Genomic DNA, 26,836 nt, shown 5'->3' with positions numbered 1-26,836 from the left:
TTACAGCGTTTGGTTAATAAATTCTAAAATCCGAATTGGTTCAAGCGCGTGCCTGCCCCAGTTATATACTACTTTTGTTGTAACAGTTTAGCGGATTTCTAAAAGCGGCATTTGGTCCCACAGGGCGCGCAACATGCCTAACTTGCGACCGCAGAAATTAACTCGCACTTCCGAAAGGGTTTACTCAAAAACTCGTCCATGCCGGCCTCCAGACAAGCTTTGGCGTCACTGGGCTGCGCATTGGCTGTCACCGCAATGATTTTACAGGCTGGGCGCGCTGCATCCTTCTCGAACGCGCGGATTTGGCGCGTGGCTTCCAGCCCGCCCAAAACCGGCATCGACAAATCCATCAGGATCAAATCACACCCACCCGCCTTGTAAGCATCCACCGCCTGCTGCCCGTCCGGAACAAATCGCAAATCCGCGCCCGTTGGCCCAAGCATCTTGCTCACCACCAATTGGTTGGTGCGGTTGTCCTCAGCAATCAGGATTTTCAAACCGGTCAGCGATGGCATGTCCGCAACAGGCAAGGGAACGGGGGCCACATCCACATCAATGCCCCTCCGCGAAGCCGGTGGCGCCGGTTGTTTTGATGCAGTCGGTTGCGCATTTGACAGCGCACCCTTGGCTTCAGGAAAGTTTAGCCGCACGTCAAACGTCGCCCCTGCTCCCTCCGCACTGGTCACGGAAATCACACCGCCCATGCGCTCCACCAACGCCTTGGAGATGGCAAGACCGAGGCCGGTACCGTCCTCGCGATGTGCCGCCGGATTATCAACCTGTTCAAAAGCTGCGAAAATCTCTTTCTGCGCCTCCGGCGCGATGCCCACCCCGGTATCTGCCACCGACAAAACCAACGGATGCAACGCATCCCCCATGTCTTGTGTCACAGACACGGTGATATGGCCCTTCTCCGTAAACTTGATCGCGTTGCCAATCAGGTTCAACAACACCTGACGCACCCGTTTGCCATCTCCCACAAACCCATGCGGCACCATCGGCGCATAATCTGTGTGCAACACCAAGCCCTTGCCTTCCGCGCGTGTGCTCAGCAGTGTGGTCACTTCCATGATTACCTGCAACAAAGAGAACGGCTCTTCGACCAACGACACTTTTTCCGCCTGTATCTTGGAGAAATCCAGCACGTCATTCACAATACCCAGCAACGCACTGGCAGAGTTGTGGATTGTATCTGAATACAGCTGTTGCTGCGGTGACAGGCCCGTTTCCTGCATCAACTCGGACATGCCCAAAATGCCGTTCATCGGCGTGCGAATTTCATGGCTCATATTGGCCAGAAACCGCTCTTTTGCCATACTGGCTTCTTCAGCCTTCTCTTTGGCAATTCGGGTCAGTTCAAGCGCCTCATCCCGCTCTCGCTCTGGGGTGACGTCAATGCTGAGCCCAATCAAATGCGTCATCACACCGGTCTCATCAAAAACCGGCGTCAACGTCGTCCGCAAATCAAGCACCTTTTTGGGAAACGGAATAACCGCCATATAGGTCGTCGTTTTTGCAGCCTCGATCACGCCGAGATGTTTTCCCAGCGCCCGGTCGCCCATGGCCCCGCCATAAATTTCATACGCCGTCTTGCCAACTATCTCCTCCGGGCTGCGCTTCACCAGGTCACACCCCGCCTGGTTCATCATCACATACCGCGGCAAGCCATCCTCACCAATTTTCAACACAAAAACGGTGGTCGGAAGCGCGTTCAAGAGCTCAAAATAGCCGGGGAAGTCCAATTCTGTCACGCAGGCACCTGTCACGTCATCAACACCATAGAGACGCTGAGAAATTTCATTCTAATTCATAGCTGATTAACTGTTACCAAACTGTTGCAATCAAACAAAATCAGGCACCTTATCCCCAATTGCACTGCTGAAAACCACAGCCGCAATGTCTGCTGCCCTTAAACATTTATTTTTGCAGCACCTTTATTGCTGCCACAAGAGACAATTGGTCTGTATTTGTTGTGAACGGAAAAGACAGGCGCCCACTTTCAGCCATCTTGGCGACCATTATCACCAGTTGATAATGGAAATAAGCTCGCCCTTGCGAAACGGTTTGCTCAGGAAGTCATCCATACCCGCCTTCATACAGGCCTCCGCATCGCTGGGCTGCGCATTGGCAGTTACCGCAATGATTTTGCACGCCGGCCGCGCCACATCCTTTTCATAGGCCCGAATTTGACGTGTGGCCTCCAGACCACCCAAAACCGGCATCGAGAGATCCATCAGGATCAAATCACATTCACCTGCCTTATACGCGTCCACCGCCTGCTGCCCGTCCGGCACAAACTGCAAATTTGCACCAGTTGGCCCCAACATTTTGCTGATCACCAACTGGTTCACACGGTTGTCTTCCGCCACAAGGATCCGCATCCCGTTGAGCGGCTCACCCGGCTGCGGTTGCGCTTCTGCCTCCAACCGCCCGGCCTGCACCTCCATCGGCGGATAAGAGGCAATCAACAGCTCCTCAACCTCCTGCACCTCGACCACTTCTTGAGTCACCGGTAGCGCCAGAGACACGGTAAAGGTTGTGCCTTCGCCCACGGTGCTGTCCACTTCGATTTTGCCATGCATCCGCTCAACCAGTGCCTGCGAAATGGTCAGGCCCAACCCGGTCCCGTCCTCCCGACGGGTCGCCAAATTGTCGATCTGCTCAAAGGCTGAAAAGATCATTTTCTTTTCAGTGTCCGAAATGCCTGGGCCTGTGTCCTGAACGATCAGTTTTAACGGCCAGCGCTTCGCATCGGGATCGTAAGCAACCCGCACATCCACCTGGCCGGTTTCGGTGAATTTGATCGCATTGCCGATCAGGTTCAAAAGGATCTGCCGAACCCGGCTTGCATCACCCAAAAAATTGGACGGCAAGGCGTCGCCATACCCTACATGAATGCGAAGCCCTTTTGCCTCCGCTCGAATGCTCAGCAACGTGGCGATTTCCGCAACCAAATCCCGCAACGAGAACGGCGCGTCATGGATCGACAATTTACCGGCCTGAATTTTGGAAAAATCCAACACATCGTTGATGATGTCCAAAAGCGCGTTGGCGGAGCTGGAGATCGTATCCGAATACAGCTTTTGCCGGTTGTTCAACATGGTCTCGCGCAAAAGCTCACACATGCCAATAATGCCATTCATCGGAGTGCGGATTTCATGGCTCATATTGGCCAGAAATTGCTCTTTCGCCTTATTCGCCTGCTCCGCTTTCTCTTTGGCAATTCTTGTCAAAGCCAATGCGGCGTCCCGCTGTTTCTCCAGCGTGATGTCCGCCGAACACCCCAAGATATGGGACAGCGTACCATCCTCGTAATAGATCGGCGTAAGCGTGGTACGGATTTCCACCACGTTTTTGGCAAAGGGGAAGGTAATTTCGTAGGTTGCCTCTTCCCCACTCTCAATCACAGTGAGGTGCTTGGCCATCGCCTTCTCGCCGGTGATACCACCAAAAATCTCAGCCGCCGTTTTTCCAACCACAAAGTCCGGTTCCAACTGCGCGGTTGTGCGCGCCAGACGGTTCATCATCAAATAGCGCGGCAGCCCATCCTGAGCCACTTCCAGCACGAAAATGCCCATTTGGACTTCTTCCAAGAACGCAAACTCATCCAGTCTATCGCGTTTCCGCACGTCTCATCCTGCAACCTGACGGCCCAATGACTGTGGGCAATTAAACTCTAGTTCAAATTACTCCGAACTGGTTACCGAAACCTTGCCGCTCACGTCTTGTGGCTGGCGCGCTAACTGGTTGATTGCTCTTGCTGCGCCGTAAGCCATCGCGAACCCATTGATAAAACTATCAACGACGCCGCAAAGCCACGTCAAGAAATTTGAAAAGGCAGAAGGGCTTAGAATGTGCGTTTACAGTCATAGCGGGAATAGCGGCATCTCAAGCGCCGTATACCGTGCCCCACCGCTCAATCAGCTTTTGCTGTAACTTCTTGGCACGCCCATTATAGGTCCGCGCCCCCTGAGGCCGCTCCCGATCCGCGCCGATCAACCGGTCGCGCGCATTTATATCGGCGCCAAAAATTGCAAAAGCCAAATCACGCCCATCCGGTGTGGTCACATACCCCGCCAGCGCACTGACAAAATGCAACGTGCCGGTCTTTGCCAACACCTTCAACGGATGGCCTTTGTTGACCTTGCCATTGGCGTCGCGCAACGCGATGTTTTTTAAGATCGGGCGCAGCACCGCATGTTGCCCCGCCTGCGCCAGCATCAGCGCCATTTCATCCGCCCGCAACCGCGACTTCTCTCCCAATCCGGAGTGATCCACCAGCGCTGCGCCGCGCATACCCAAGCTTTCGGACGCCCAGGCATTCATCGCAGCCGCAGAGGCTTTGACCGAGCCTGGCTGCGCTCCACGGGCTTGGCTGGCGGCCATGCCCACCATCTCCGCAGTGAGATTGGTGGAATATTTCAACATGGCTTTGAGGATGTCTTTGAGAGCCGGGCTGCTCTTGCGCGCCAACACCGCGCCACGCGGCGGGGTTTGCGTTTTCTTTGGCGCCTTTAGGGTAATCCCATGCGCCCGCGCCAAGGTCCGGAAAACCTCACCCGCATAGATCTCCGGCTCGCGCACCGGCAACCACCGCGCACCGCCTTTGCCCAGCGCGCCGCTGGCCACGGTCCAATGATCCTGCCCGCCTTGCGACTTGTAGGTGTAAACCGGCACACTGCGCTTCACGATCTTCATGCGCGCGACATCGACTTCGGGCCGGTATTTGTCGCTGCGCCCGTCCATGGCCACGGAATAGCCGTTGGACCCACGTTTCCATTCAAAATGCACACGATTGTAGTTCAACGAAATGCCCGACACGGCCGGGTTATACCCCGCGTGATCCGGCTGTTTCTTGTCAATCCGTTTAACCGACGGCAAAGCCCCGCCCCAGACCAGAAACTGCCCCCTGACTTCCCGCACGCCCGCCGCTTTTAACGTGCGCGCCAGATCCGCCAGACCATTGGTGTCCAGCGTTGGATCGCCGCCCCCGCGCAGCACCAGATCGCCGCGCAGCACCCCGTTAGAAATATTGCCCACGGCCACCAAACTGGTCTGGAACCGATGGTTGGGCCCGAGGTAAGCCAAAGCATAAAGCGCGGTGAGAACTTTGGTGACACTGGCAGGCGGCAAACCGCTGCTGGCCTGATGCCCTTCCAGCACCGCGCCATCCCCCATCCGCGCCACCGCAAAACTGACCTTGCCGGTCAGCCCGCTGTCGCGGATCAACGCGTCCGCTGCTGGTGCGGCCTTGGGCAAAGCTCGGGCTGATGACGGCCGCAAAACAGGCCGTAAGGAGCGCGCCGGGGCGTCCGCCAAAACAGACGTACCAAGCGACGCAACGCTCAAACTCAAAAATGCACGGCGGGAAAATACCTTCGTCATGTGTAAAACTTTAGCCTTTTGCGCCCCGCCGGTTCAACCCGCCGTTCCGCAATTCTCTGTTTGCAATCCCGCATCAATACACCGACTTTTTGTCTCAGAACAAACATGTTACCCCGCATACATGTGGAAAACCTTTGCCTTGATGTTTGTCGCCATGTCGATGATCCCAGCCGGGGACACCGCTGGCAAACTCATGACTCAGGTCCACGGCACCAGCCCGCTGTTTGTCGCCTGGTCACGCTTTGTGCTCGGCAGCCTGATCGCGCTGCCATTGCTGCGGCCAGAGACCCTGCGCCTGCTGACCAACTGGCGCATCTGGCTGCGCGCGGCCCTGCTCACCGGCGGCATCACCTGCATCCAGACCGCTTTGCAATCCGCCCCGCTGGCGGATGTGTTTGCCGCCTTTTTCATTGGCCCGCTGTTTTCCTACCTGCTGTCCGTCTTGCTGCTTGGCGAAACCGTCACCCGCGCCCGCAGCGCGCTTATGGGCCTCGGTTTCCTTGGCGTGATGCTTGTGGTCCGCCCCAGCTTTGATATGTCACCCGGCCTGCTCTGGGCCCTGGCCGCAGGACTGTTCTACGGCGCCTTCCTCACAGCGTCGCGCTGGCTCGCCCCAATTGCGCGCCCCACCAGTCTGCTGTTCACCCAGCTGTTCCTGGCAGCGGTTATGATGACGCCCTTCTGCCTGACCCAGATCCCGCCGATGACGCTCACCCTGGCCGGCCTCACCGCTACCAGCGCGATCCTGTCGATGGGCGGAAACTTCCTGCTGTTGTTTGCCTATGCCCGCGCCGAAGCCGCCGTGCTTGCACCATTTGTCTACCTGCAACTGGTCAGCGCGGTGGCGCTTGGCTGGCTGGTTTTTGAAGACCTGCCCGACGCCTATACGTGGCTTGGCCTCAGCCTCATCATCAGCGCCGGCATCGCTTCCGCCCTTTTGTCCCGGATCAGAACCGGCGCTCCACGCCAATCTGAATCCCCAACACCCGCGAGTTAAACGCCTCTACGTCACTGCGCATGCGCTCGGCATCAATCTGAAAATAGGGCGTGTAGCCGCCAGGCAAAAACGTGTTGGTTTTCTCAACCCGCAAGCTGCCGCCAATCCCGGTCTCATCTGCACTGTTCACCCAGGAGGCGTGCTGCTCCAGCACATCTCGGTGCCGCACATAGAGCCGCGGCGACAAGGTCCAGCCCCGACCCACATCCACGGAGGAATAAATGCTCCACTTCAGGCTCTGATAGCCCTGACGCCCGACCCACATCTGATCTGCGGTCCGGCGTTCAAAATACAGTTCCGTCCCGACAATGGACCGGCCACCAACAGACCGACGGAACCCGGCCAATGCGGACATAAACCGCCCGTCAAACGCCGAGTTGGCCCGGTTGTCGACAACAGCATAGGACAGACCGCCGTAGGCCGATCCGCCCATAAGGCTGCGGCGCTCAAACGCTGCCTCAATGCCAAACCGATCCTCATAGGGGTCCCCTGCCGCCCATTGCGTCGAGGCAAAAGGCGCAATCGACGCAGTGGTCTTCTCAGACAACAGCCGCAAGCCAAACTTGGCGCGAAGTTGCAGGCTGTCATACCGCCGCCCTTCCGCCTCCAGCAGGTCAAACCCAAGGCTGGCAAACCCCAGTGAGGTGGTTGTTCCAGCCGCATTGCTGCCCAGCGCTCGCCGGAAATTCATCGCCCCCGTGGCGGTTACTGCTGGCAAACGCTCTTCGTCCGCGCGGGTGATCGAAAACGGCAGCACCCCAAAGGCGGTGTTGGCATTCACAATATCGCTGTCATAAGTCCGCGTGCCACCGGCGGTGGTGAATCCAATCGACAGATCCCAGTCAAAGCCGCGGCGCGCATCGATCTGACGAATGAAAGCCAAAACCGTCTTGCGCACAGGGTCAGGCAGATCACCGGACAACACCCGGAAAAACTCTTCCCGCGAGCGCGCCCACTGCTGTGCCATAAAATACGCCCGCGCAAGCTCAAGGCGCACGCGGATCAGTTTTGGATCAAAGGCCAGAATATCCTGTAGCAGCGGTATCGCCGCTTTAGGCTGTCCCGCGTCCAGCGCCGCCATGGCCGTGTCAAACGACCGCTCAATTTCCAGGGCTGTTGCGGAGGGGGTGTTGGCTTGAGCCTGTCCCGACATAATCGCGCCTGTCCCGAACAAAAGCGCAAGCGCCAATAGACAGAAGCGCAGTTTTGTTGACAGTACCTTGGCCATTCTGGTTACCCCAATGCTGTGCCCTTTTCAGAGCTGCCCCCCGCTGTCGCGAGGGGCTGTTCGTATTCGCCTTGTAAAGCGAATTTCTTAATTGCCTCCAAAGGCGCCCGTGTAATTGCCAATTGCCCCGTTCATCTCGAACGTACCTCCGACCTCTTCGGCGTTGTCACCATAGAAGGCGCCGTTCATCGTGCCGCTGTCGCCGGCGCTGAACGCAACAACCCCGTTGATGTTCGCGGTGAACCCGTTGCCGTCAACCGTGCCGGTACCGGCAAAGTCCAGGTGTTGACCACGCCAGGCGTTGCCACCGGACAGATTGCGCACATATGTGTTGGTGCTGGCCACGCTGACACTGGAGAAATCAGAAGTGGTTACACCCACCTGAGATTCCGCAACAAGCGCGCGTCCATCGGTGGTGACAACCATGCCAACAGAACGGCCGGAGTAAGTAGCAGAACCACTGCTTGGCATATCGGCTGTCGCTGTGCGATCGCCAAAGCTGCCCACACTCACACTGCCACTCGACGTGCCCACCCCGTTGGCCCACATGCCAAAGGTCTGGTGATCAAAATCCAGCGCATCTGCGTTGCCCATCCAACCGCGCTTTTGACCGTTGGAAGACCGCGCGGTGATCAGCAAGGAATCCATGCCGTCATCAATTCTGTCACCGTCAGCACCAAAGCGGGTGGTTGCGCTGCCGTTGTTCATTTCCAAGTTTTCAAGCTCGCCAACATTGGTCCCAATTTCCAAAGAGCCATTCCGGGCGCTGCCAGGCGCCCCCCCGGTTACATTGCCGTCGCCATCTGTCGACATCGACGCAGTCTGGACGCGACCATTCAGAGTAGTATCACCATGTGCAAGATAAAGACGGTCACCCGCCATATCATTCAGGCGGTCACCCACTTCGTTTTCGACATAAGATTCGATTGTGCTTTTGCAGCCTGCAATCGACACCAAAGCGCCAACTGCCATCATGGCTTTGATAGATGTGTTCAGCATTTTCTTGTACCCGTAAGAAGTTTATTTCGTTGGTCAGAGGAGAGCGCTGATTTTGATTTGGTTCCCACCGGCTCACTCTTGAGCTTCAACCAAAACTGTTTTCCTTAACGGGCGGTTTCGGCATTCCTTACAGGGGATTAACCCTCCGAAACCCCATAAAAATTGAGCGTTATCCCACATAAATGCGGTCAAAATGCAAAACAGAGATCACACATGTTTCTGTGATCTCAATGACCCCAAAACCATGCCTGATCGCCACAAGCGCCGAGAAATCAAGCGGTTCTTCGGGCAAGGGATCAAGCGAGTAAAATTGACTAAAAACCCGCGTAGGCGACGCACGTTTAGCTTTTGCCAACACATCGGCTGGCACTTTGCATTTTAGAAAAACTCGACTGCTTCAAATTGAACAGAAACGGCACATTCTGGCCATGAATTTTCCCCGCGCCAAACTGAGATTTTGGATGTGTCACCGACGGAATCACTTCGCAGGAACACGGTTGGCCATCAAAATACGAGAGCTCAGGCGTTCCTCAGTCAACTTGATCGGGAAGATAACGCCCCCATTTGGCCGCGAAGGCTTCCGCCAAATCGATGCCTTGCCAGTTGGCAAAGACCATCAGGAAGCCAAACAGGTCCGCGGTTTCATCGGTCAGGTTTTGACGCGCCTCTTCTGCGGACATATCCCCGCGCTGCGCCCCCTGCGTCGCCAGATAGGCCGATTGCAACTCTCCCAACTCTTCGGTCATCTTGGCCAAATACCAGGTCGCATCCCGATCGATGCCAAACCGCGCGGCATAAATGTCGGAGACCGCAGCCGCCTGCCTGGTCAGCGCGCGCACATCAGCTTGGTCCAATGCTGCCGTGGGTGCCTGTGTCATCGCGTTAACATCTTCCACTTTCAAAACCGCACCTCCGCGAAACAGTCACAATACCGACGTGATACCGATGCCCTATTTGCCGTTGCTTGACGGGGTAAACAGATCGTTCTGGTCCCTTGGCCGCGGCGTGCTCAGGCCCAGATGTGTCCAGGCTTTCTGCGCCAACATCCGCCCGCGCGGGGTCCGCTGGATCAAGCCTTGCTGCAGGAGAAACGGCTCAATCACTTCTTCAATGGCATCCCGACTTTCGCTCAATGCCGCACTAATTGTGTCGATCCCCACCGGCCCGCCAGCGTAGTTTTCAGCAATGAAAAGCAGGTACCGTCGGTCCGCCCCATCAAGGCCAAGATTGTCCACCCCAAGCCGCGTAAGTGCCCCATCTGCAAGGGACTTTGTGATAACACCGTCACCCTCGACCAAGGCAAAATCCACCACCCGCCGCAGCAAGCGCCCGGCAATCCGGGGCGTCCCGCGCGAGCGCCGCGCAATCTCCCGCGCACCACCATCATGCGCAGGCACCCCCAGCTTGTTGGCATTGCGGGTGACAATCTCGTTGAGCTCATCCTCTGTGTAGAACTGCAACCGCGTCGGAATCCCAAAACGATCCCGCAATGGCGTGGTCAGCAATCCCAACCGCGTCGTCGCTCCCACCAGTGTAAACGGCTGCAATTCAATCCGAACCGTCCGCGCCGCTGGCCCCTCCCCGATCACAAGATCAAGCTCAAAGTCCTCCATCGCCGGATAGAGGACTTCTTCCACTGCAGGGTTGAGACGATGAATTTCATCAATAAAAAGAACATCCCTGGCTTCCAGGTTGGTGAGGATCGCCGCTAGATCACCGGCCTTGGCCAACACGGGACCCGAGGTCATTCGGAAGTTCACCCCCAGCTCCCGCGCCATGATTTGCGCCAAAGTGGTTTTCCCCAAACCGGGCGGTCCATGGAACAATGTGTGGTCCATCGCTTCACCACGGCGGCGTGCACTCTCAATAAAGATCCGCAGGTTGGCGCGGGCTTCTGCTTGACCAATGAACGCATCCAGCTCCTGCGGGCGCAGCGCACGGTCCGCATCCTCCGGGCGGGCTTCCGGGCGCAGTGTCGGATCAGGTTGTTCCATGATTTACCCCTTTGGCGCCAACAGCTTAAGCGCAGCTCGGATCAACCCTGACGTATCCGCTTCAGGATCTTCTCCTGCCGCCTGCGCCACCGCGCCAGCCGCGTCAGCAGGCCCATAACCAAGGTTCCCCAAAGCCGACAAAGCGTCCGCCTGCACACTCATCGAGGCCGCTGCCGCTGCGCCGCTTGCCGCAGACGCGCCACCAGAAGCAATCGGTGCACGAGCCACATCCTCAATCACATCGTCCGCCCCCGCGTCGTCCTCTCCGGACACAGAGGTCAGAGTTTCCCCAAGGCTGCCTCCCAGTGCCATAAGCTCCGGCGCCTTGTCTTTTAGTTCAATCACAACACGTTGCGCTGTTTTGGGCCCAACACCTTTGGCAGCTTTAATCGCCGCGACATCGCCCAACGACACAGCCCGGCTCACACCATCTGCGCCCAAAGCCCCAAGGATTGCCAAGCTCGCCTTTGCGCCAATGCCCTGAACGCTCATCAGCAAACGGTGCCATTCCTTTTCAAACAAGCTTGGAAAGCCAAAAAGCTGCAGCAGATCTTCACGCACCAATAGGTCCGTGTATAGCGCAACCGGCTCGCCCACGCTTGGCAACGCCGCAAGTGTTCGATCCGAACAATAAACCATATAGCCCACACCGCGCACATCAATCAGCACATGATCCGTACTGCGATACTCGAGCCGCCCGGAAATCTTGCCAATCATGCCTGCGCCCTCTTCAATGCTTCAGCGTAGCCCGCTCCGGCCCGCGCGTAGTGGGCGTGGCACATGGCAATGGCCAAAGCATCGGCCGCATCCGCCCCGGCAATTTTCACGCCCGGCAATTGCAACTTCACCATATGCTCCACCTGATGCTTCTCCGCATGACCCACGCCGACAACAGTTTTCTTCACCTTGTTTGGCGCATACTCACCAATGTGCAATCCCGCCTGCGCTGGAACCAAAAGCGCAATGCCACGCGCCTGACCCAGCTTCAGTGTCCCGGCGCCGTCTTTGTTCACAAAGGTCTGCTCAATCGCCGCATGATCCGGAAGAAACCGCGCCACCACATCGGTGAGCTGTTCATGCAGAGAGAGCAAGCGCGCAGCCAAATCTTGCCCAACCGAATGACACACGCCATTGGCCACATGGCTCATCTTGCTGCCGTCGGCGTCAATCACGCCCCAGCCCATGTTTCGCAAGCCCGGATCGATTCCCAATACACGCATGTCATGCCCCATTTGTGTTCTATTTTCTTATTATGTTCCGTGAATTAGCACGAAACGGGAACAAACGCCACGCCTGAAGCAATTCGTTTGCGGGTTTTCTTTGGGTGCGGCGTTTTGTCGACCGTCGTCAATTCCCATTTTCATGTGCCAAATGCGACGCTTTATCATAACAGATGCGACCTTATTAATAAGGTGTTTCGGCAAATCCTGACCTATGCAAAACCCACATGGCACCTATGCTATTTTGCCCCTTGCTGGTGGCGGAATTGCCTCCTATTTGCGGCCAATCGAACACACAGACCATAGCTACTGTAAGAAAGGATTTCTGATATGGCCGCCTTCGAACATACGTCGACCTCTGGTTTTGCTGGCCGTGTTGGTCAGCCGATCTTCGCGCTTGTTGCCCGGTTTATCGACTGGAACGAAAAGCGCTGCACCCGCAACGCTCTGGCCATGCTCAGCGACCGCGAGCTGGACGACATCGGGCTGTCCCGCTCTGACGTCTACGCGATCCGCTAATCGCAAAACCCACCACTCACGGGTCTATGGTCTTCGGACCGTCATCCGCCGCTTCTTAAATGAGGCGGCGGTTTTCTTTTGCCGATGAGGACAGTTGAAACAAAAAACGGCCCCGGGGAGAGAGACCCGGGGCCGTGTGGGATCTTGGAGGGATCCACGGAAACTTTGGAGTGTTAGAGTTTAGTGTTGATTTGCGTCGCAACCCAGCGAGACACCGGATCGGGGGCCATGGTCCAGGCCGCTGCCTTTTCCACTGCTGTGCCACCGCTCAACCGCACAATGTCCTGAGAATAGAAGTCAGGGCCAAACTGAGACATCATAATGCCTTTGATCATGAAGAAGGAAACGATCAGAGTGAACAGTCCTGCCCAAGGGATACCCCGGCTACGACCAGCGCCCTTCACGATCATATAGCCGTTGCGGTTGATCACGACAGACTCACGTCCAACACGACCGGTCTTCGCCTGCTTGCGATAGATCCGCGCAAGGCGATCATGAAATTCTGCGTAAGATTCACTCATAGCAACTACTCAGGTTTGGCCCCCACCAAACATGGCTAAATTTGGTCTCGAAATGTGGCGAAAGTAAGGCGCAAAGCCGAAAATGAGGCAAATTATCGACAAATCCGACCACAATTATGCGCATCCGCAGGACAAACGGAAACAGCAACGCCCTGTCACACATACTGTCCAAAAATGAGAAACAAAGCCATCCTCGAAGACAAAAAATGGGCGACTGATGCCAGTCGCCCATTTTGATTCTAGAGGAGGTTTTTTGGGCGGGTTAACCGCGCCGCGTCATCGTCAGAGTGGTCCACTCGCCAATCTCTTCACGCGTATGCACGTCAAAACCAGCGGCATCGTATGCAGCAACCACATCGTCTGCCTGCTCGTTCAGAATGCCAGAAAGGATCGCGTGGCCACCCGTGCTAATATTCGCTCCCATGTCCGGCGCCAAATCAATCAGCGGCGCTTTCAGGATGTTGGCAAACACCAAGTCATACGGCGCCTTGGCGGCCAGATCAGGATGGCCAAAGCCCGCGGCCTCCAAACAAACAACCTTACCGTCCAACCCATTGGCGGTGACGTTGGCCTGCGCCACATCCACAGCCACTTCATCGATGTCGCTGGCGAGCACTGGGTTTGGCCAAATCCGCGCGGCCCCCATGCCCAACACGGCCGTACCACAGCCGATGTCGGCCACGTTTTTCCCAACAAAGCCCTCATTGGCCACACGGTCGAGCGCTTTGAGACAGCCCAACGTCGTGCCGTGATGCCCGGTACCAAAGGCCATCGCCGCCTCAATCAACAGCGGTTCTGCCCCTTCAGGAATCTTGGCTGCATCATGACTGCCATAGACAAAGAACCGCCCCGCGGCGACCGGCGCCAGCTCACGTTTCACATGGGCTACCCAATCGGTTTCCGGCAGCTCAGACACAACAAACGGCTTTGCGCCAAAGGCCACCGCCAGCACAGCCAAGCCAGCCTCATCCGGTGCCTCAACAAAGTAGCCGCCAATCTCCCAGAGGCCGGAACCGTCCTCGACCTCAAAAACACCCACGCCTGTGGGCTCCGGCACCAGCCGCTCCATCGCCTCGCCCAGCGCTTCGGCCTGCTCTTTGCCCATCAATGTGGTCAGTGCGGTGAATGTCGGCATGTCTGTCTCCTATAGGGTTGCGCAGGGCCTAGGGTCTCCCCTTGACCCCGTCAAGCCTGCGGAGCGCGAAACTACTCCGCTGCGGCCGCCAGCGGACGCGTCAGGCGGGTTTCATTGCCTTTTTCCGGATGACGCGGGATCAAGAACGCCAATCCCAACGAGACCGCGGCCATCGCTGCAGCCAGCACAAACACCGCACCGGGAGAGGCCAGCCACAACAGGCCGAGCAACACCGGTAGGAACACCGCCGCAATGTGGTTGATCGTAAAGGCCACAGCCGCCGTCGGTGCCATGTCTTCCGGATCTGCGATTTTCTGGAAATAGGTCTTCAACGCCAAGGCCAAAGAGAACAGCAGGTGGTCCACGACATAAAGCGTTGCCGCCAGTGCGATACCCCAACCGAAGAAATAGATGCCACCATACGCTAGAAAGACAATCACCAGACCAGCGTATTCAAAGATCAAGGTGCGCCGCTCGCCAAACCGTGACACAGCCTCGCCGATCATTGGGGCAAAGATCATATTTGCAATCAAGTTGATCAGGTACAGCGCGGTGATTTCATGCACATCAAAACCGAAGCGCTCCACCATCATGAAGCCAGCAAAGACGACAAAAATCTGACGCCGCGCCCCCGCCATAAACTGCATGGCATAATAGAGCCAATAGCGCTTTTTCAGCACCATTTTCCGGGCTTGGGGCGTGCGCCCTTCAAACTGTGGGAAGGCCACGAAGCAATAGAGTGCAATCAGTGCTGTGATGCCGCCACCGGCGAGGTACACCACGTCATAGTCCCAATTGTATCGCTTCCAACCCAGCACAATGATACCATAGGCCAGCAATGTTGCCGCCGAACCTGCGGCTACGAGCCAGCCCAGCACCTTCGGCGCGCGTTTTTTGTCGAGCCATTGCAACTGGAGCGACTGGTTCACGGTTTCGTAGTAGTGAAAGCCAATCGAACTCAGCAGAGTGATCATCAAGATTCCGCCCATCGACGGGAAATAGGCGGTAAGTGCTGTGGCAACGCCCAGCAGTGCCAGAGACACAAGTCCCAACACTTGTTCGCGTATGAACAGCAGCAGGAAGATCACGCCAATTGCCAGAAATCCAGGAATCTCGCGCACGGTGTGCAGCAATCCGATGTCGGAGCCGTCGAAATCCGCCACCTCAATCACAAAGTTGTTGAGCAGCGCGCTCCACGTGTTGAAGGCGATCGGCATGGCCAGCGCCATGAGAAACAGCAGGGTGATCGGGCGACGCCACCACGGCAGCAGATGCGCGTCATCAATGGGGATTTTTCTGAACATGTGCAGCAAATACGCCTATTGTCTGAGAAAGGCGAGATCAAAAGCGCGCACAGACTGACGTGCATTCTCGCACGGCTGTGAGAACCGAGGACGTCGAAACGAAGCGCTGCCTCGTGCTCCGGAATATTTTGGGTCAATTGAAGCTTTGGGGTCAGTAAAAACTCTGCGGATCAATATCGACTGCGAGGCGCAGATCCCCCTTCAGGCGGAACTGCCCCACCCATTGCGCCAAGGCAGCCTGCAATGGCGCCGATTTGTCCGCTTTGACCAACAACCGAACCCGATGACGGCCGCGCACGCGGGCAATTGGTGCTGGCGCAGGTCCAAAAACCTGTGCCCCTATGGCCTGTAGCGCTCCTGCATTGCGCGCCAACGCATTGCCCAGATCAAACACTTGCGCCACGTCACTACCGGACAGAATGATTCCGGCCATGCGCCCAAATGGCGGCACCACCGCATGACGGCGCTCCTCTGCCTGAGTGCGCCAAAAGCCAGTCTCGTCCCCTGTCAAAATGGCACGGATCACCGGGTGTTCGGGTTGGAAGGTCTGCAACAGCGCCAAGCCCGCCCGCTCTGACCGCCCTGCCCGCCCAGCCACCTGGCGCATCAATTGAAAGGTGCGCTCCGCCGCCCGAAGGTCTGAGCCCTGCAAACCAAGATCCGCATCGATCACGCCCACCAGTGTCAACAAAGGGAAATTGTGACCCTTGGCCACCAATTGTGTGCCAATGATGATGTCCGCACCGCCGTCAGCGATGGTTTGGATGCTTTCCTTTAGCGCACGCGCGGACCCAAACAGGTCCGAACTCAGCACCGCCTGCCGCGCATCCGGCCACAGCTCCTGCGCCTCTTCTGCCAAACGCTCCACGCCGGGGCCCACGGGCGCAAGCTTGCCCTCGACCTCACAAGACGGGCAGGCCTCCGGCATCGGTTTGGTTTCACCGCACTGGTGACACAGCAAGCGCTTGAGGAACCGATGTTCCACCATCCGCGCATCACAGTTGTCACAGCCAATCTGATGTCCACAAGCCCGACAGATCGTCACCGGCGCATAGCCCCGGCGGTTGATAAACAACAATGCCTGTTCGCCTTTGGCAATCCGCGCATCCACCGCCGCCTTCAAACTGGGCGAAATCCAGCGACTGGCAGGCAGTTTTTCGGCCCTCATGTCGATGGCGCGCATATCAGGCAGCACCGACGCGCCATAGCGGCTGGTCAATTCAAGCTTCTTGTATTTGCCCGCCTCAGCATTGGCCCAACTTTCCAAGCTTGGAGTAGCTGAGGCCAGAACCACCTGCGCCTCACAGAGGGCCGCCCGCAGCACTGCCATGTCTCGCGCGTTATACAGGACCCCGTCTTCCTGCTTGTAAGACGTGTCGTGCTCTTCATCGACAATGATCAGGCCCAGATCGCGATACGGCAAAAACAGCGCAGACCGTGCGCCAATCACCATCTGCGCCCCACCTTCGCCCACCATTTTCCAGGTGCGCCGCCGCTCGGTCATGGTCACGCCAGAATGCCATTCGGCGGGCTTGGCGCCAAACCGCGCCTCCACACGGGTCAAAAACTCCGCCGTCAGCGCGATCTCAGGCAACAGCACCAGCGCCTGTCGTCCCTTACGCAAACACGCGGCCACCGCCTCCAAATAGACTTCGGTTTTGCCAGAGCCGGTCACGCCGCGCAGAAGTGTGGTGCCATAGGTGCCACTTTGCACCCCTGCCCTTAGAAATTCAGCGCCCGCTTCCTGATCTTCCGACAATTCTTTGCCGCCATAGTCCGGGTCCAGACGCGGAAACGGCGTGTCGCGTGGCGCGGCTTCTTCGCGCACCACCCCCTGTTTCACCAAGCCTTTGATGACGGAATTGGTCACTCCGGCCATTTCCGACAGTTCCCCCATCGTAAAGGCCAGATTGCCGTATTCCGACAATGTTTCTAATACTCGCCGCCTTGCGTCAGTCTGGCGAGCCGGTTCGCCTTCGCCGCGCCGGTAAATTTTCCGCATCGATGGGGGATCAGACAGCCCCGGTGCCCGCGTGGCCAGTCGCAGCATCGCATTCATGGGGGTCAGCGTGTAATCCGCCGCGCGCTGCAAAAAGTCCCGCATGTCGGCGCCCATCGGGGCCACGTCAAGCGCCCGATTTGCAGGCCTGATCTTGTTGATATCGTAGTCGCCCTTGCCTGGTCCCCAAACAACGCCAAGCACCCGGCGCGGCCCCAACGGCACCTCAACAAACGCCCCAAGCAAGACCCCGCCCTCCGGCGCTTTATAGTCCAACACCCGATCCAGCGGCTGCGTGGTCAGCACCGCAATCAATGTGCCTTCAGGAAAGAACTGTGTTTCGCTCAATTGTCCCTCACGCCGCGCTCACCCGCACAAATTGTTATCGCTAACGGAAAATGCGCCATGGCAACGCATTCCCACTTCCAGCAGGGCTCTCTATCGGGTAAAGGCAAGACAGCCGCAGCGCAATCCCGCAGTTGCAACCGCCGCCCTTTCAGACCTGCCGCCGCAGGAGAGGAGATGACATGAAATTCTTCGTAGACACCGCCGACATCGACGCCATTGCCGAGCTGAATGCCACGGGCATGGTAGACGGCGTGACCACAAACCCATCTTTGATCAAAAAATCTGGCCGCGACATTCTCGAAGTCACCAAAGAAATCTGTGACCTAGTCGACGGCCCTGTTTCCGCCGAGGTGACCGCCACCGACGCTGACGAGATGATCGCTGAAGGCCGCAAGCTGGTCGAAATCGCCGACAACATCGCCGTGAAAGTACCTCTGACCTGGGACGGCCTGAAAGCGTGTAAGGCGCTGACCGACGATGGCCATAAGGTCAACGTGACCCTGTGTTTCTCCGCCAACCAGGCGCTGCTGGCTGCCAAAGCCGGCGCCACTTTCATCTCGCCGTTCATTGGCCGTTTGGACGACATCAACATTGATGGCATGGACCTGATCGCAGACATCCGTCAGATCTATGACAACTATGGTTTTGAAACCGAAATCCTCGCGGCCTCTATCCGCACAGTGAACCACGCCACCCAATGTGCGCTGGTTGGTGCCGACGTGATGACCGCCCCTCCCGGTGTGATCAAATCCATGATCAATCACCCGCTGACCGACAAAGGTCTGGACGCCTTCCTGGCGGACATCAAGTCGGCAGGCATCAAAATCCTGTAACGGTTGCAAACACCGCAGCATTTAAGGCCCGGACCTTGCTCCGGGCCTTTTTCATGGGCGCCATGTGATTGCCCCTCCGTTTGCCCCTATGCTAGGGTTTCTCGCAAAATGAGGCTGAGCACCCAGTAATGAGCACCGCACTAGACAAATTCCAGCGCTTGGAAGGCATGGCGCTGTGGCGCGCAACACCCGACGTCCAGCGTCGCGAAGTGATTGTGTCTCTGGGCGAAGCCACTCTTGTCATCAAAGACGCGCAAGACCGGGCGCTGACACATTGGTCTTTGCCTGCTGTGCGCCGTCTCAATCCGGGCCAACAACCGGCTGTGTTCTTTCCCGACGGAGATTCCGACGAAACCCTCGAGATCGACGCCGCCCACGACGATCTGGCTGAGGCCATCGAAAAGCTGCGCAAAGCCGTCGCGCGGCCCGCCAACGCGTCAGGCCGCTTGAGGATGTCGGTACTGGCACTAAGCGTTGCAACCGTGGCGAGCCTGGCGGTCTTTTGGCTGCCGGATGCACTGGCCAACCACACATTGCGCGTTGTTCCCACCGTGGCCCGGCAAACCATCGGACAGGATATGCAACAGCTGGCCACGCGCTTGACCGGTCAACCCTGTAGCGCTCCACTCGCCGTTCCCGCCGTGGATGCCTTACAAAAGCGCCTGCAAGTGCGCTCGATTTCCGTTTTGCCAAACGCTCTACGCGAAGCCGTGGCCCTACCGGGAAATGTTGTTTTACTCGGGCGTGACACCATTGAAGACTATGAGGAACCCGACGTGGCTGCCGGCTATATCGTTGCCGCACAGACCGCGTCTCCTGACCCCCTGCGTGGGGTGCTGGAAACCGGCGGCATTCGTGCCAGCCTGCGCCTCCTGACCTCAGGCACCCTGCCCGAAGACCTTCTCTTGAAGCATATCGAACGGTTGATTGGCACGCCGCCCACAGCGGCAGCTGACAGCGAGCTCATTGCGGCGTTTGAAGAAAAGCGGGTGCGCCTGCAGCCCTATGCCCTGGCGCGGGACCCGTCGGGGGAAAGCACATTGCCACTGATAGAAGCGGCCCCTTTTACCGAGGACCTGCCGGAACCGATCCTGATTGATCGCTATTGGGTGGCTTTACAAGGCATCTGCGGCAGCTGACACCGCCGCAGATTTCTTTCTCATCACTGGCGCACAAAAGCGCTACCAAATCCGGCGATCTGCGCCTTGTTTAGCGCAGCATTGGCGCTGTTTGCGCTGGAAAACGGACCTGCCAGAACCATACGCTGGGTCACACCACCACGCTGGTATTTGCCAATCCGCACCGGAAGTCCAAGACGTTTCACCTGCTTGGCTGCGGCCTGTGCGCTGGCCTGATCACCAAAAGTGCCAACCTGCACATAAGGTGTGCCTGCCAAACGCAGCGATTTGGTTGCGGACTCAGACTTGGTGGACACGGTGGTCGCTGCCACCTGTGTGGCGCTTGCCCGTGCAACTGTTTCGCTTTCCTCTGGCACGCCAACAAGCTGACGGGGCAAAGTGTTGGTCCAGATTTGTTCCATCTGGGCCTGCCCCCCCAATGTCATCTCGGCGCGGCGCTCGTTCAAGCGACCGTCATCAAACGCCCGACGATAGCCTTCCGGCACAACCGCCAAAACATGAGAGTCATGGTTGGCCTCATACACGTGACGTGGCACCACCCGCACATCGGGAGCAACTTCACCCACCTTCACCACCGTGCCAACCGGAGGCCGACGCAATGAGCTGTTCTGGTCAAAGCGCATCTGCGGCGGCTGAGCTGTCGGACGGCCAGTCCCGGGCGTCACTGGCGAGAGCGCTTGCGGACCGCAACGGACAGCTGATCCCCTCCAGGACGTCACGCCTTCACGGCATGGAGAAACAACACCCGCAGCCCGCGGCGCCTGTTTGGAAGTCCGGCGCACCGTTGTGGTGGTTGTTTTTGGGGCCACTGGCGCAGGCTGGATCACCGTTGGCGCTGCCGCAGTGGCAGCCGGAGCAACGGGACGGGTCGTGGTTTTTTTAGCCGTTGTCGTGGTCGGACGCGCAGCCGTTGGTGTGGTGTAAAGCGGCGCACCTTTGGCCTGCTTTGGCACCTTAACTGTGCGGGGTGCTGCCTTCGTCGCGTTGGTTGCGGTGCTACTGGTGGTCCGCGCCGTTGTTGTCGCAGCGGCCGCAGGGGCCACAGCTTTTGGCGCCACGGCCACCGCAGGGGCACCCGCTTCCGGCGCCGCCGGCTGAATTTGCACGACATTTTTGTCGAGTTTTGGCGCGGCATTTGTTGTCGTTTGCGCTTTGGAGAAGGTGGGCTTGAAGCCACAAATCACCTTGCGCTCCCGCGTCACCCGCGGCACCCAAGTTGTGGCGCCATCAACACCGGCACGGATGTAAACACACCCGCGGCTGTCAACAAACTGCTTACCTTTGAAATCACGCGGCGGGAATTCCGCCGGAATTTCGTTTGAACTAATGGACTGCGCGGTCACCGCGCCTACGCCCAAGGAACTCACGATCACGCCGATCGCAATAACTCTGGTCAGTTTCATTTTGCCCCCACAAGATGTAGGGGCACCTTAGCCGCTTTGTTTCCAACGAGTAAACCGTTGAAAACACGAAATTTGACCTATTGCGTGCCAAACATGCGGTCGCCCGCATCGCCCAATCCCGGCAGGATGTAGCCTTTTTCATTAAGCCGTTCGTCCAGAGACGCGGTCACAATTGGCACATCTGGATGCGCCTCTTTCATGCGCGCCACACCTTCAGGCGCCGCCAAAAGACACAGGAACCGAATGTTGGTCGCGCCTTGCTTCTTCAGCAAATCAATCGCTGCCGCAGAGCTGTTGCCGGTTGCCAGCATGGGATCAACCGCAATCACCAGACGCTCGTCCAACTCGCTTGGCGCCTTGTAGTAGTACTGCACCGGCTCAAGCGTTTCCTCATCCCGATACAGCCCAACAAAGCCGACGCGCGCAGAGGGCACCAGCTCCAGCATGCCGTCGAGCAAGCCATTGCCAGCCCGCAGAATGGACACCAACGCCAGCTTGCGCCCTGCCAAGGTCGGCGCATCCATCTCCACCATAGGGGTTTGGATCTTCTTGGTGGTCATCGGCAACTCGCGGGTCACCTCATAGGCCAGAAGCTGACTGATCTCACGCAACAGACGGCGAAACTCGCCCGTTGACGTGGCCTGATCGCGCATGATGGTCAGCTTGTGCTGTACCAGCGGGTGATCCACTACTGTCAAATGATCCATCAGGCTTGCTCCAGTCTCTTGGCTACTTTGGCTTTGGTATCCGCATCACAGAAGGCTGCGTCAAGCGCCGTCTGGTTGAGCGCACGAAAATCACTCTCGTTCCAGCCAAAAGCCTTGGACAGCTCTTCATATTCACGGCGCATGGTGGTGTGGAAGAACGGCGGATCATCCGTGCTCACCGTGACTTTCACCCCAGCGTCCCGAAGCTTCTGAATGGGGTGGCTGGCAAAATCCGGGAACAGGCCCAGCACCACATTGGAGCCGGGACAGACTTCCAGCGTGATTTGACGCGCCACCAGTTCTTTCACCAGCTCAGGGTCCTCAATGCTGCGCACGCCGTGACCAATGCGCTCCACGTTCAGATCGCGGATCGCATCCCAGACGCTTTCCGGCCCGCCAAATTCCCCGGCGTGGGTGGTCAGCTGCAATCCGGCCTCCTTGGCCTGATCAAACGCATAAGCAAACGTGCCCTGCGTGAATTGCCCTTCATCTCCACCCATGCCAAAACCGGTCACAAAGGCACCTGCTGTCTCGGCCGCACAAGTGGCCGTGGTTTTGGACTTATCGGCCCCAAAGTGACGCACCGCCGTCACAACACCGCGCAAAGTGATGCCGTGTTTGGCCTCGGCCGCACCCGCCGCCTCCTGAATCGCCGCCAGGTATTCCCGCCACGCGCCAACATCACCGCCGCCACAGAAGTCCGGGCTGATGAAGCTCTCGGTGTAAACCACGCCGTTCTTGGCGCTTTCTTCCAGGATCGCAGTGGTCAGCCGGGCAAACTCTTCCGGACCGGTCAAAACAGACGTCGCATCCTCATAGGTGCTCAGGAAGTGCACAAAATCCCGAAAAGCATAGCCACCGTTGTCGTCAAAAATCTTGCTCAGATCAACGTTCTTTTCATGCGCCAGCTGTTTGATAAACGCAGGTGGTGCTGCACCTTCATGGTGCAGGTGCAGCTCGACTTTAGGCAGGTCAGCAACGCTCATAAGAAACTCCTTCCACGGGGAGGTGTGATCCCCAGATGTGTGGCCACCGTTGCGGCCACATCAACAAAATCCATAATCCCGGCTTCTTTTGCGCCCACACCTGCGGCCAATACTGGCACGCGTTCACGGGTGTGGTCGGTTCCGGTCCAGCTTGGGTCATTGCCGTGATCGGCTGTCAGGATCAAGAGATCATCCGCTTTCAAACTTTGAAGGACCTTTCCGATTTCCAAGTCAAACCACTCCAGCGAACGCGCATAGCCGGAAATGTCACGGCGATGGCCATAAAGACTGTCAAACTCCACAAAGTTTGCAAAGGTCAGGCTACCATCTTCGGCGGTTTCCACCAATCCCTGCAAATCCTGCATCAGCTTGGCATCCGCGCCTTTGGTGCAATCATCAATGCCCGCCATGGTGAAGATATCGCCAATCTTGCCAACACCATGAACCTTGCCACCGGCATCTTGCACCCAATTGGTCAACAGCGGCTCTGGCGGCGCAATCGCATAGTCGCGACGGTTGGTGGTGCGGGTGAACCCACTCTCAGCATCCCCCACAAACGGCCGCGCGATCACCCGGCCAATCTTCATCTCGTGCAACGTCGGCGCAAGATCCTGACACAGCCTCAACAAGCGCTCGAGCCCAAAGCTCTCTTCATGCGCCGCAATCTGATAAACGCTGTCGGCAGAGGTGTAGCAAATTGGCTTACCGCTTTTGACATGCTCCGTGCCAAGATCGTTGATGACCACGGTTCCCGAGGCATGACAATCTCCCAGAATGCCATCCACGCCGGCCAGCTCGCACACCAGTTTGGTCAAATCCGCTGGAAAACACGGCTCTTCTTTGGGGAAATAGCCCCAATCCCAAGGCACCGGCAGGCCAGCCAACTCCCAATGGCCCGAGGGCGTGTCCTTACCCGGGCTCACTTCGGTGGCTGCGCCCCAAGTCCCCTGTGGCTCCGCATCCAGTCCCGGGGTCACGTCACCAGAGGCCAATCGACAGGCCGCGCCAAGTCCCAAAGCATCCAGATTGGGCAGTCTCAACGGTCCACTGCGCCCATCTTCAGCGCGCCCGGCGGCGCAAGCCTGCGCAATATGCGCCAAGGTATTTGCGCCAGTGTCTGGGCGATCTTCATTGAAAAACTGCGCCGCATCCGGCGCACCGCCAATGCCAACCGAGTCCATCACAACCAGAAATGCACGTGCCATCAGCGGCTCCTTTCGTGGATTAGCGGCGGCATATCCGGCATTTGGTCGCCAATGTCTACGGCTGATATAACTGCCACGGCGGCAGCGTCCGCTTTGTCTTCGCGACTGGCGTGCACACGCAAAAGCGGATCACCAGCTTTGACCGCTGTGCCCAAGCGCACCACGTCAGAAAAGCCAACCGCCATATCAATCACGTCACTCTCCACCATGCGCCCGCCGCCAAGGCCCACAACAGCAAGGCCCAGCGCTTCGCCCTCGATGGCGGTTACAAAGCCATCACGAGGTGCTTTGACTTCACGGATCACCGAAGCCTCCGGCAAAAACCGCCGCCACTCCTCAACAAATCGCATCGGCCCGCCATGTGCAGAAACCATCTTGCCAAACCGCTCTGCCGCTTGCCCGTTGGCCAAAACCGCAACCATCTTGGCCACGCCCGCCTCAACGTCCGCCGCCAATCCGGCATTGGCCAACACCACACCGCCAAGTGAGACACTCAGCTCTGCAAGTGGCCCACCTTTCGCGCCACAGAGCACCTCCATGCACTCCGCCACCTCCAACGCATTGCCAAGCGAGGGCGCCAAGGGTTGGCTCATGTCAGAGATCAGCGCGCTTGTTGGGCAGCCCGCCAAATTCGCTGTGCTCACCAAAGAGTCCGCCAAAGCTTCGGCATCCTCCAGCGTCTTCATAAACGCGCCGCTTCCCACCTTTACATCCAACACCAGCCCATGCAGTCCAGCAGCCAGCTTCTTGGACAGGATCGACGCGGTGATTAGGTCCAGACTTTCCACCGTCCCGGTCACATCCCGCACCGCATATAGCCGCTTGTCCGCAGGCGCGATCTCCGCCGTTGCACTGACAATCGAGGCTCCTGCTTCGCGCACCACTTTGTCAAACTGCGCTTCGTCCAGGCCTGTCTGGTAGCCTGGAATGGCCTCCAGCTTATCCAGCGTTCCACCAGTGTGCCCAAGCCCGCGCCCCGACACCATTGGAACGTAAGCCCCACAGGCCGCCAAAGCCGGTGCCAGCACTAAGCTCACACAATCGCCAACGCCCCCTGTAGAGTGCTTGTCGAGTGCAGGTCCGGGCAAGTCCCACGACATCGTGTCGCCACTGTCCCGCATCGCCAGCGTCAACGCCACGCGCCCTTCCTCGGACAAGCCACGCACACACACGCCCATAGCAAATGCCCCGGCCTGCGCATCGCTCACGGTGCCGTCCGCCAAGCCTCTGGCAAACCAGGCCAGCTCTTCACGGCTAGGATCTTCGCCTTTGCGCAACTGCGCGATGATGGCCCGTGCGTCCATGGGTGTCTCCTTATGTATCAGTCGCGGTCTTGGTGGTCTGTGTCCATGTGGTCAGCGCCAAACGCCCCCGGCAGAAGCTCCGCCATCGTCATTGTCACGCGCACACCGTCCAGATTGGCCAGTGTCACTTTCGTGTCCGATGCGCCAAATTCCGCCAGTTTTTGACGGCACCCGCCGCATGGGCTGACCGGCTGCTTGCTGTCGGCGACAACAAAGACTTCAGTTAACTTACTATCCCCCGCGGCCACCATCGCCGCTATAGCGCCAGCTTCGGCACAGGTGCCCTCCGGGTAGGCAATGTTTTCCACATTACAGCCAGCGTAGATTTCGCCGCCCTCGGACAGCACCGCCGCCCCCACTTTGAAGTTCGAATAGGGCGCGTAGGCGTTTTCGCGCACGGCAAAAGCCGATTTTTCCAAGCTCATGTCTCTGTCACTTTCGTCTTAAACGCCCCCGGCAGCGCGACCTCGAGCAATTCGATGTCCCTGCTTGGATCGGCGTATCGGGTTTTCATTCCGGGTGGGATCACAAAGGCATCCCCGGCTTCCAAGGCATGCGGCTCCCGCCCTTCGCCTTCCAGAACCATCGTGCCCTTCATCACAAAGGTAAAGTGTATATCCGCATCATGGCGCGCCCATTGCGGCATGCCATCGCCACGACGGATCACCTGTACGCCAGCCACTTCCTTGGTGTTCGCGGCGATGGTCGTGTCGCGGCTGACAAATCCCTGCAAGCGGAAGTCGCCCCACTTGGCACCCTCCGCCAGGTTATGCACAAATCGCTGCCCATCCCACTCGCGGTCTGGCCGTTCATGTTGCGTTGGCAGGTCCATCTCATGGTCAATTTCGGTCACATGATCCGCTGGCACACCAATCTCGATCACTTGCAAATCATCACTGGCCTCGCAGACCCGATGGCGAATTTCCGGCGGTTGAATAAAGCAATCGCCCGCGTTGAGACGGCGCATGCCACCTTGATCTTCATACAACACATCAACCCAACCGTTGACGCAGAAGATCAGCTGAAAGCCCACTTTATGATAATGCACCATATCCGGCACAGGCCCACCGTCAGGAATACGGATATGGCTGGCAATCATCGCGCCGCCCAACCGGTCCGGCACCAAATCCCGATAATGCATCCCCGCCCGGCCAATCACCCATGGCGCCTGATCCGCCAATCGCCGCACCACAAAGGAATGCTGCACTTCCGGCAGCACCAGCGGCGGGTTTAGTTCGTCAATTTCAATCTTTGTGCCATTTGGCGCGATCAATTCGCGCGCGCCATCTGCAAACCCATCGGGATTGTTGGTCAAAATCCTAAGACACCCTGGCGCTTCCTCTGCACCCTTCTCGATGCGCAGCCGCAGGCCATGTCCGGAAAACACCGCAACCGTCGGGTCATCCGCCGGATAAATCATATCCATCCGCATTTTGAGAATTTTGGTGTAAAAGGGGATGTCATCGCGCAGTTCCTGCGTCGGCAACCTTACTTCCGCTCTGATCTCTTCCATTCCCACTCCCCAACGCGCCCTCACGGCAGAATTTACCGAGAATGTAACCAAATGGTCAAAAATTCAACGGTGAAAATTAGGGGCTTTTCATCAAGGT

General features: G+C 57.8%; 24 protein-coding genes. 4 read left to right on the top strand and 20 right to left on the bottom strand.

From position 1 onward, the window contains the following. Positions 1-137: 137 nt before the first annotated feature. From JXR15_RS18355 to dacB, 3 genes are all read right to left on the bottom strand, one after another. On the bottom strand, positions 138-1,751 hold the full coding sequence (locus JXR15_RS18355; protein WP_422054635.1) for an ATP-binding protein: 1,614 nt from the start codon (positions 1,749-1,751) through the stop codon (positions 138-140). Positions 1,752-2,021: 270 nt separating this feature from the next. Beyond that, positions 2,022-3,629 carry an ATP-binding protein gene (locus tag JXR15_RS18350; protein ID WP_422054634.1) on the bottom strand — a complete coding sequence of 536 codons (1,608 nt, stop codon included), beginning with the start codon at positions 3,627-3,629 and terminating at the stop codon, positions 2,022-2,024. Positions 3,630-3,888: 259 nt separating this feature from the next. After that, complete coding sequence (gene dacB, locus JXR15_RS18345; RefSeq protein ID WP_422054633.1) at positions 3,889-5,385, bottom strand: D-alanyl-D-alanine carboxypeptidase/D-alanyl-D-alanine endopeptidase; 1,497 nt, start codon at positions 5,383-5,385, stop codon at positions 3,889-3,891. Between the two features lie 121 nt (positions 5,386-5,506). Here dacB and JXR15_RS18340 point away from each other — a divergent pair, with 121 nt between their 5' ends. Then, on the top strand, positions 5,507-6,382 hold the full coding sequence (locus JXR15_RS18340) for a DMT family transporter (RefSeq protein WP_422054632.1): 876 nt from the start codon (positions 5,507-5,509) through the stop codon (positions 6,380-6,382). On the opposite strand, the gene JXR15_RS18335 is transcribed toward JXR15_RS18340, so the two are convergent. The 6 genes from JXR15_RS18335 to ruvC form a co-directional block, all read right to left on the bottom strand. Further along, a complete protein-coding gene (locus JXR15_RS18335; RefSeq protein ID WP_422054631.1) occupies positions 6,333-7,610 on the bottom strand; it encodes a tetratricopeptide repeat protein in 1,278 nt (425 codons plus the stop codon). The genes JXR15_RS18340 and JXR15_RS18335 overlap by 50 nt on opposite strands. A gap of 87 nt (positions 7,611-7,697) precedes the next feature. Continuing rightward, positions 7,698-8,609 (bottom strand): transferrin-binding protein-like solute binding protein, encoded by a 912-nt coding sequence (locus tag JXR15_RS18330; protein ID WP_422054630.1) that lies wholly within the window; start codon positions 8,607-8,609, stop codon positions 7,698-7,700. 530 nt (positions 8,610-9,139) lie between these two features. Next, on the bottom strand, positions 9,140-9,487 hold the full coding sequence (locus tag JXR15_RS18325; protein WP_422054629.1) for a hypothetical protein: 348 nt from the start codon (positions 9,485-9,487) through the stop codon (positions 9,140-9,142). A 72-nt stretch (positions 9,488-9,559) separates the two neighbouring features. Next, positions 9,560-10,603: a Holliday junction branch migration DNA helicase RuvB gene (ruvB, locus tag JXR15_RS18320; RefSeq protein WP_422054628.1), complete on the bottom strand. Its 1,044-nt coding sequence runs from the start codon at positions 10,601-10,603 to the stop codon at positions 9,560-9,562. Positions 10,604-10,606: 3 nt separating this feature from the next. After that, positions 10,607-11,320: a Holliday junction branch migration protein RuvA gene (ruvA, locus tag JXR15_RS18315; protein WP_422054627.1), complete on the bottom strand. Its 714-nt coding sequence runs from the start codon at positions 11,318-11,320 to the stop codon at positions 10,607-10,609. After that, entirely contained in the window at positions 11,317-11,823 is a 507-nt protein-coding gene (ruvC, locus tag JXR15_RS18310; protein ID WP_422054626.1) for a crossover junction endodeoxyribonuclease RuvC, read from the bottom strand. The genes ruvA and ruvC overlap by 4 nt, the downstream gene beginning before the upstream one ends. A 330-nt stretch (positions 11,824-12,153) precedes the next feature. Between ruvC and JXR15_RS18305 the strand changes: the two genes are divergently transcribed. Next, positions 12,154-12,342, top strand: a complete 189-nt coding sequence (locus JXR15_RS18305; RefSeq protein ID WP_422054625.1) for a DUF1127 domain-containing protein — start codon at positions 12,154-12,156, stop codon at positions 12,340-12,342. 173 nt (positions 12,343-12,515) lie between these two features. Here JXR15_RS18305 and JXR15_RS18300 read toward each other — a convergent pair whose 3' ends face one another. From JXR15_RS18300 to JXR15_RS18285, 4 genes are all read right to left on the bottom strand, one after another. After that, positions 12,516-12,863, bottom strand: coding sequence for a hypothetical protein (locus JXR15_RS18300; RefSeq protein ID WP_422054624.1), 348 nt, complete (start codon positions 12,861-12,863; stop codon positions 12,516-12,518). Between the two features lie 262 nt (positions 12,864-13,125). Beyond that, complete coding sequence (locus tag JXR15_RS18295; RefSeq protein WP_422054623.1) at positions 13,126-13,998, bottom strand: 50S ribosomal protein L11 methyltransferase; 873 nt, start codon at positions 13,996-13,998, stop codon at positions 13,126-13,128. Positions 13,999-14,069: 71 nt separating this feature from the next. Further along, positions 14,070-15,302: an MFS transporter gene (locus tag JXR15_RS18290; RefSeq protein ID WP_422054622.1), complete on the bottom strand. Its 1,233-nt coding sequence runs from the start codon at positions 15,300-15,302 to the stop codon at positions 14,070-14,072. 151 nt (positions 15,303-15,453) lie between these two features. After that, positions 15,454-17,649: a primosomal protein N' gene (locus tag JXR15_RS18285; protein ID WP_422054621.1), complete on the bottom strand. Its 2,196-nt coding sequence runs from the start codon at positions 17,647-17,649 to the stop codon at positions 15,454-15,456. Between the two features lie 179 nt (positions 17,650-17,828). On the opposite strand from JXR15_RS18285, the gene fsa reads away from it, so the two are divergent. Continuing rightward, complete coding sequence (gene fsa, locus JXR15_RS18280) at positions 17,829-18,482, top strand: fructose-6-phosphate aldolase (RefSeq protein WP_422054620.1); 654 nt, start codon at positions 17,829-17,831, stop codon at positions 18,480-18,482. Positions 18,483-18,610: 128 nt separating this feature from the next. Then, positions 18,611-19,621, top strand: a complete 1,011-nt coding sequence (locus tag JXR15_RS18275) for a hypothetical protein (protein WP_422054619.1) — start codon at positions 18,611-18,613, stop codon at positions 19,619-19,621. A gap of 23 nt (positions 19,622-19,644) precedes the next feature. On the opposite strand, the gene JXR15_RS18270 is transcribed toward JXR15_RS18275, so the two are convergent. The 7 genes from JXR15_RS18270 to JXR15_RS18240 form a co-directional block, all read right to left on the bottom strand. Beyond that, a complete protein-coding gene (locus JXR15_RS18270) occupies positions 19,645-21,024 on the bottom strand; it encodes an SPOR domain-containing protein (RefSeq protein ID WP_422054618.1) in 1,380 nt (459 codons plus the stop codon). A gap of 77 nt (positions 21,025-21,101) precedes the next feature. Then, complete coding sequence (gene upp / locus JXR15_RS18265) at positions 21,102-21,734, bottom strand: uracil phosphoribosyltransferase (RefSeq protein WP_299427035.1); 633 nt, start codon at positions 21,732-21,734, stop codon at positions 21,102-21,104. Further along, positions 21,731-22,717: an adenosine deaminase gene (locus JXR15_RS18260; protein ID WP_422054617.1), complete on the bottom strand. Its 987-nt coding sequence runs from the start codon at positions 22,715-22,717 to the stop codon at positions 21,731-21,733. Before JXR15_RS18260 ends, upp begins: the two co-directional genes overlap by 4 nt. After that, positions 22,714-23,922 carry a phosphopentomutase gene (locus tag JXR15_RS18255; protein ID WP_422054616.1) on the bottom strand — a complete coding sequence of 403 codons (1,209 nt, stop codon included), beginning with the start codon at positions 23,920-23,922 and terminating at the stop codon, positions 22,714-22,716. The genes JXR15_RS18260 and JXR15_RS18255 overlap by 4 nt, the downstream gene beginning before the upstream one ends. Further along, positions 23,922-25,226 carry a thymidine phosphorylase gene (locus JXR15_RS18250; RefSeq protein ID WP_422054615.1) on the bottom strand — a complete coding sequence of 435 codons (1,305 nt, stop codon included), beginning with the start codon at positions 25,224-25,226 and terminating at the stop codon, positions 23,922-23,924. The genes JXR15_RS18255 and JXR15_RS18250 overlap by 1 nt, the downstream gene beginning before the upstream one ends. 17 nt (positions 25,227-25,243) lie before the next feature. After that, a complete protein-coding gene (locus JXR15_RS18245; RefSeq protein ID WP_422054614.1) occupies positions 25,244-25,651 on the bottom strand; it encodes a cytidine deaminase in 408 nt (135 codons plus the stop codon). Further along, on the bottom strand, positions 25,648-26,739 hold the full coding sequence (locus JXR15_RS18240; RefSeq protein ID WP_422054613.1) for a cupin domain-containing protein: 1,092 nt from the start codon (positions 26,737-26,739) through the stop codon (positions 25,648-25,650). Before JXR15_RS18240 ends, JXR15_RS18245 begins: the two co-directional genes overlap by 4 nt. Between the last annotated feature and the right edge of the window lie 97 nt (positions 26,740-26,836).

Origin of the sequence: Shimia sp., from assembly GCF_049116215.1 — a bacterium.
Classification (GTDB): Bacteria; Pseudomonadota; Alphaproteobacteria; order Rhodobacterales; family Rhodobacteraceae; genus Shimia.
Note: the sequence above shows the minus strand (reverse complement) of the source record. Positions and strands in the feature narration are given on the sequence as shown.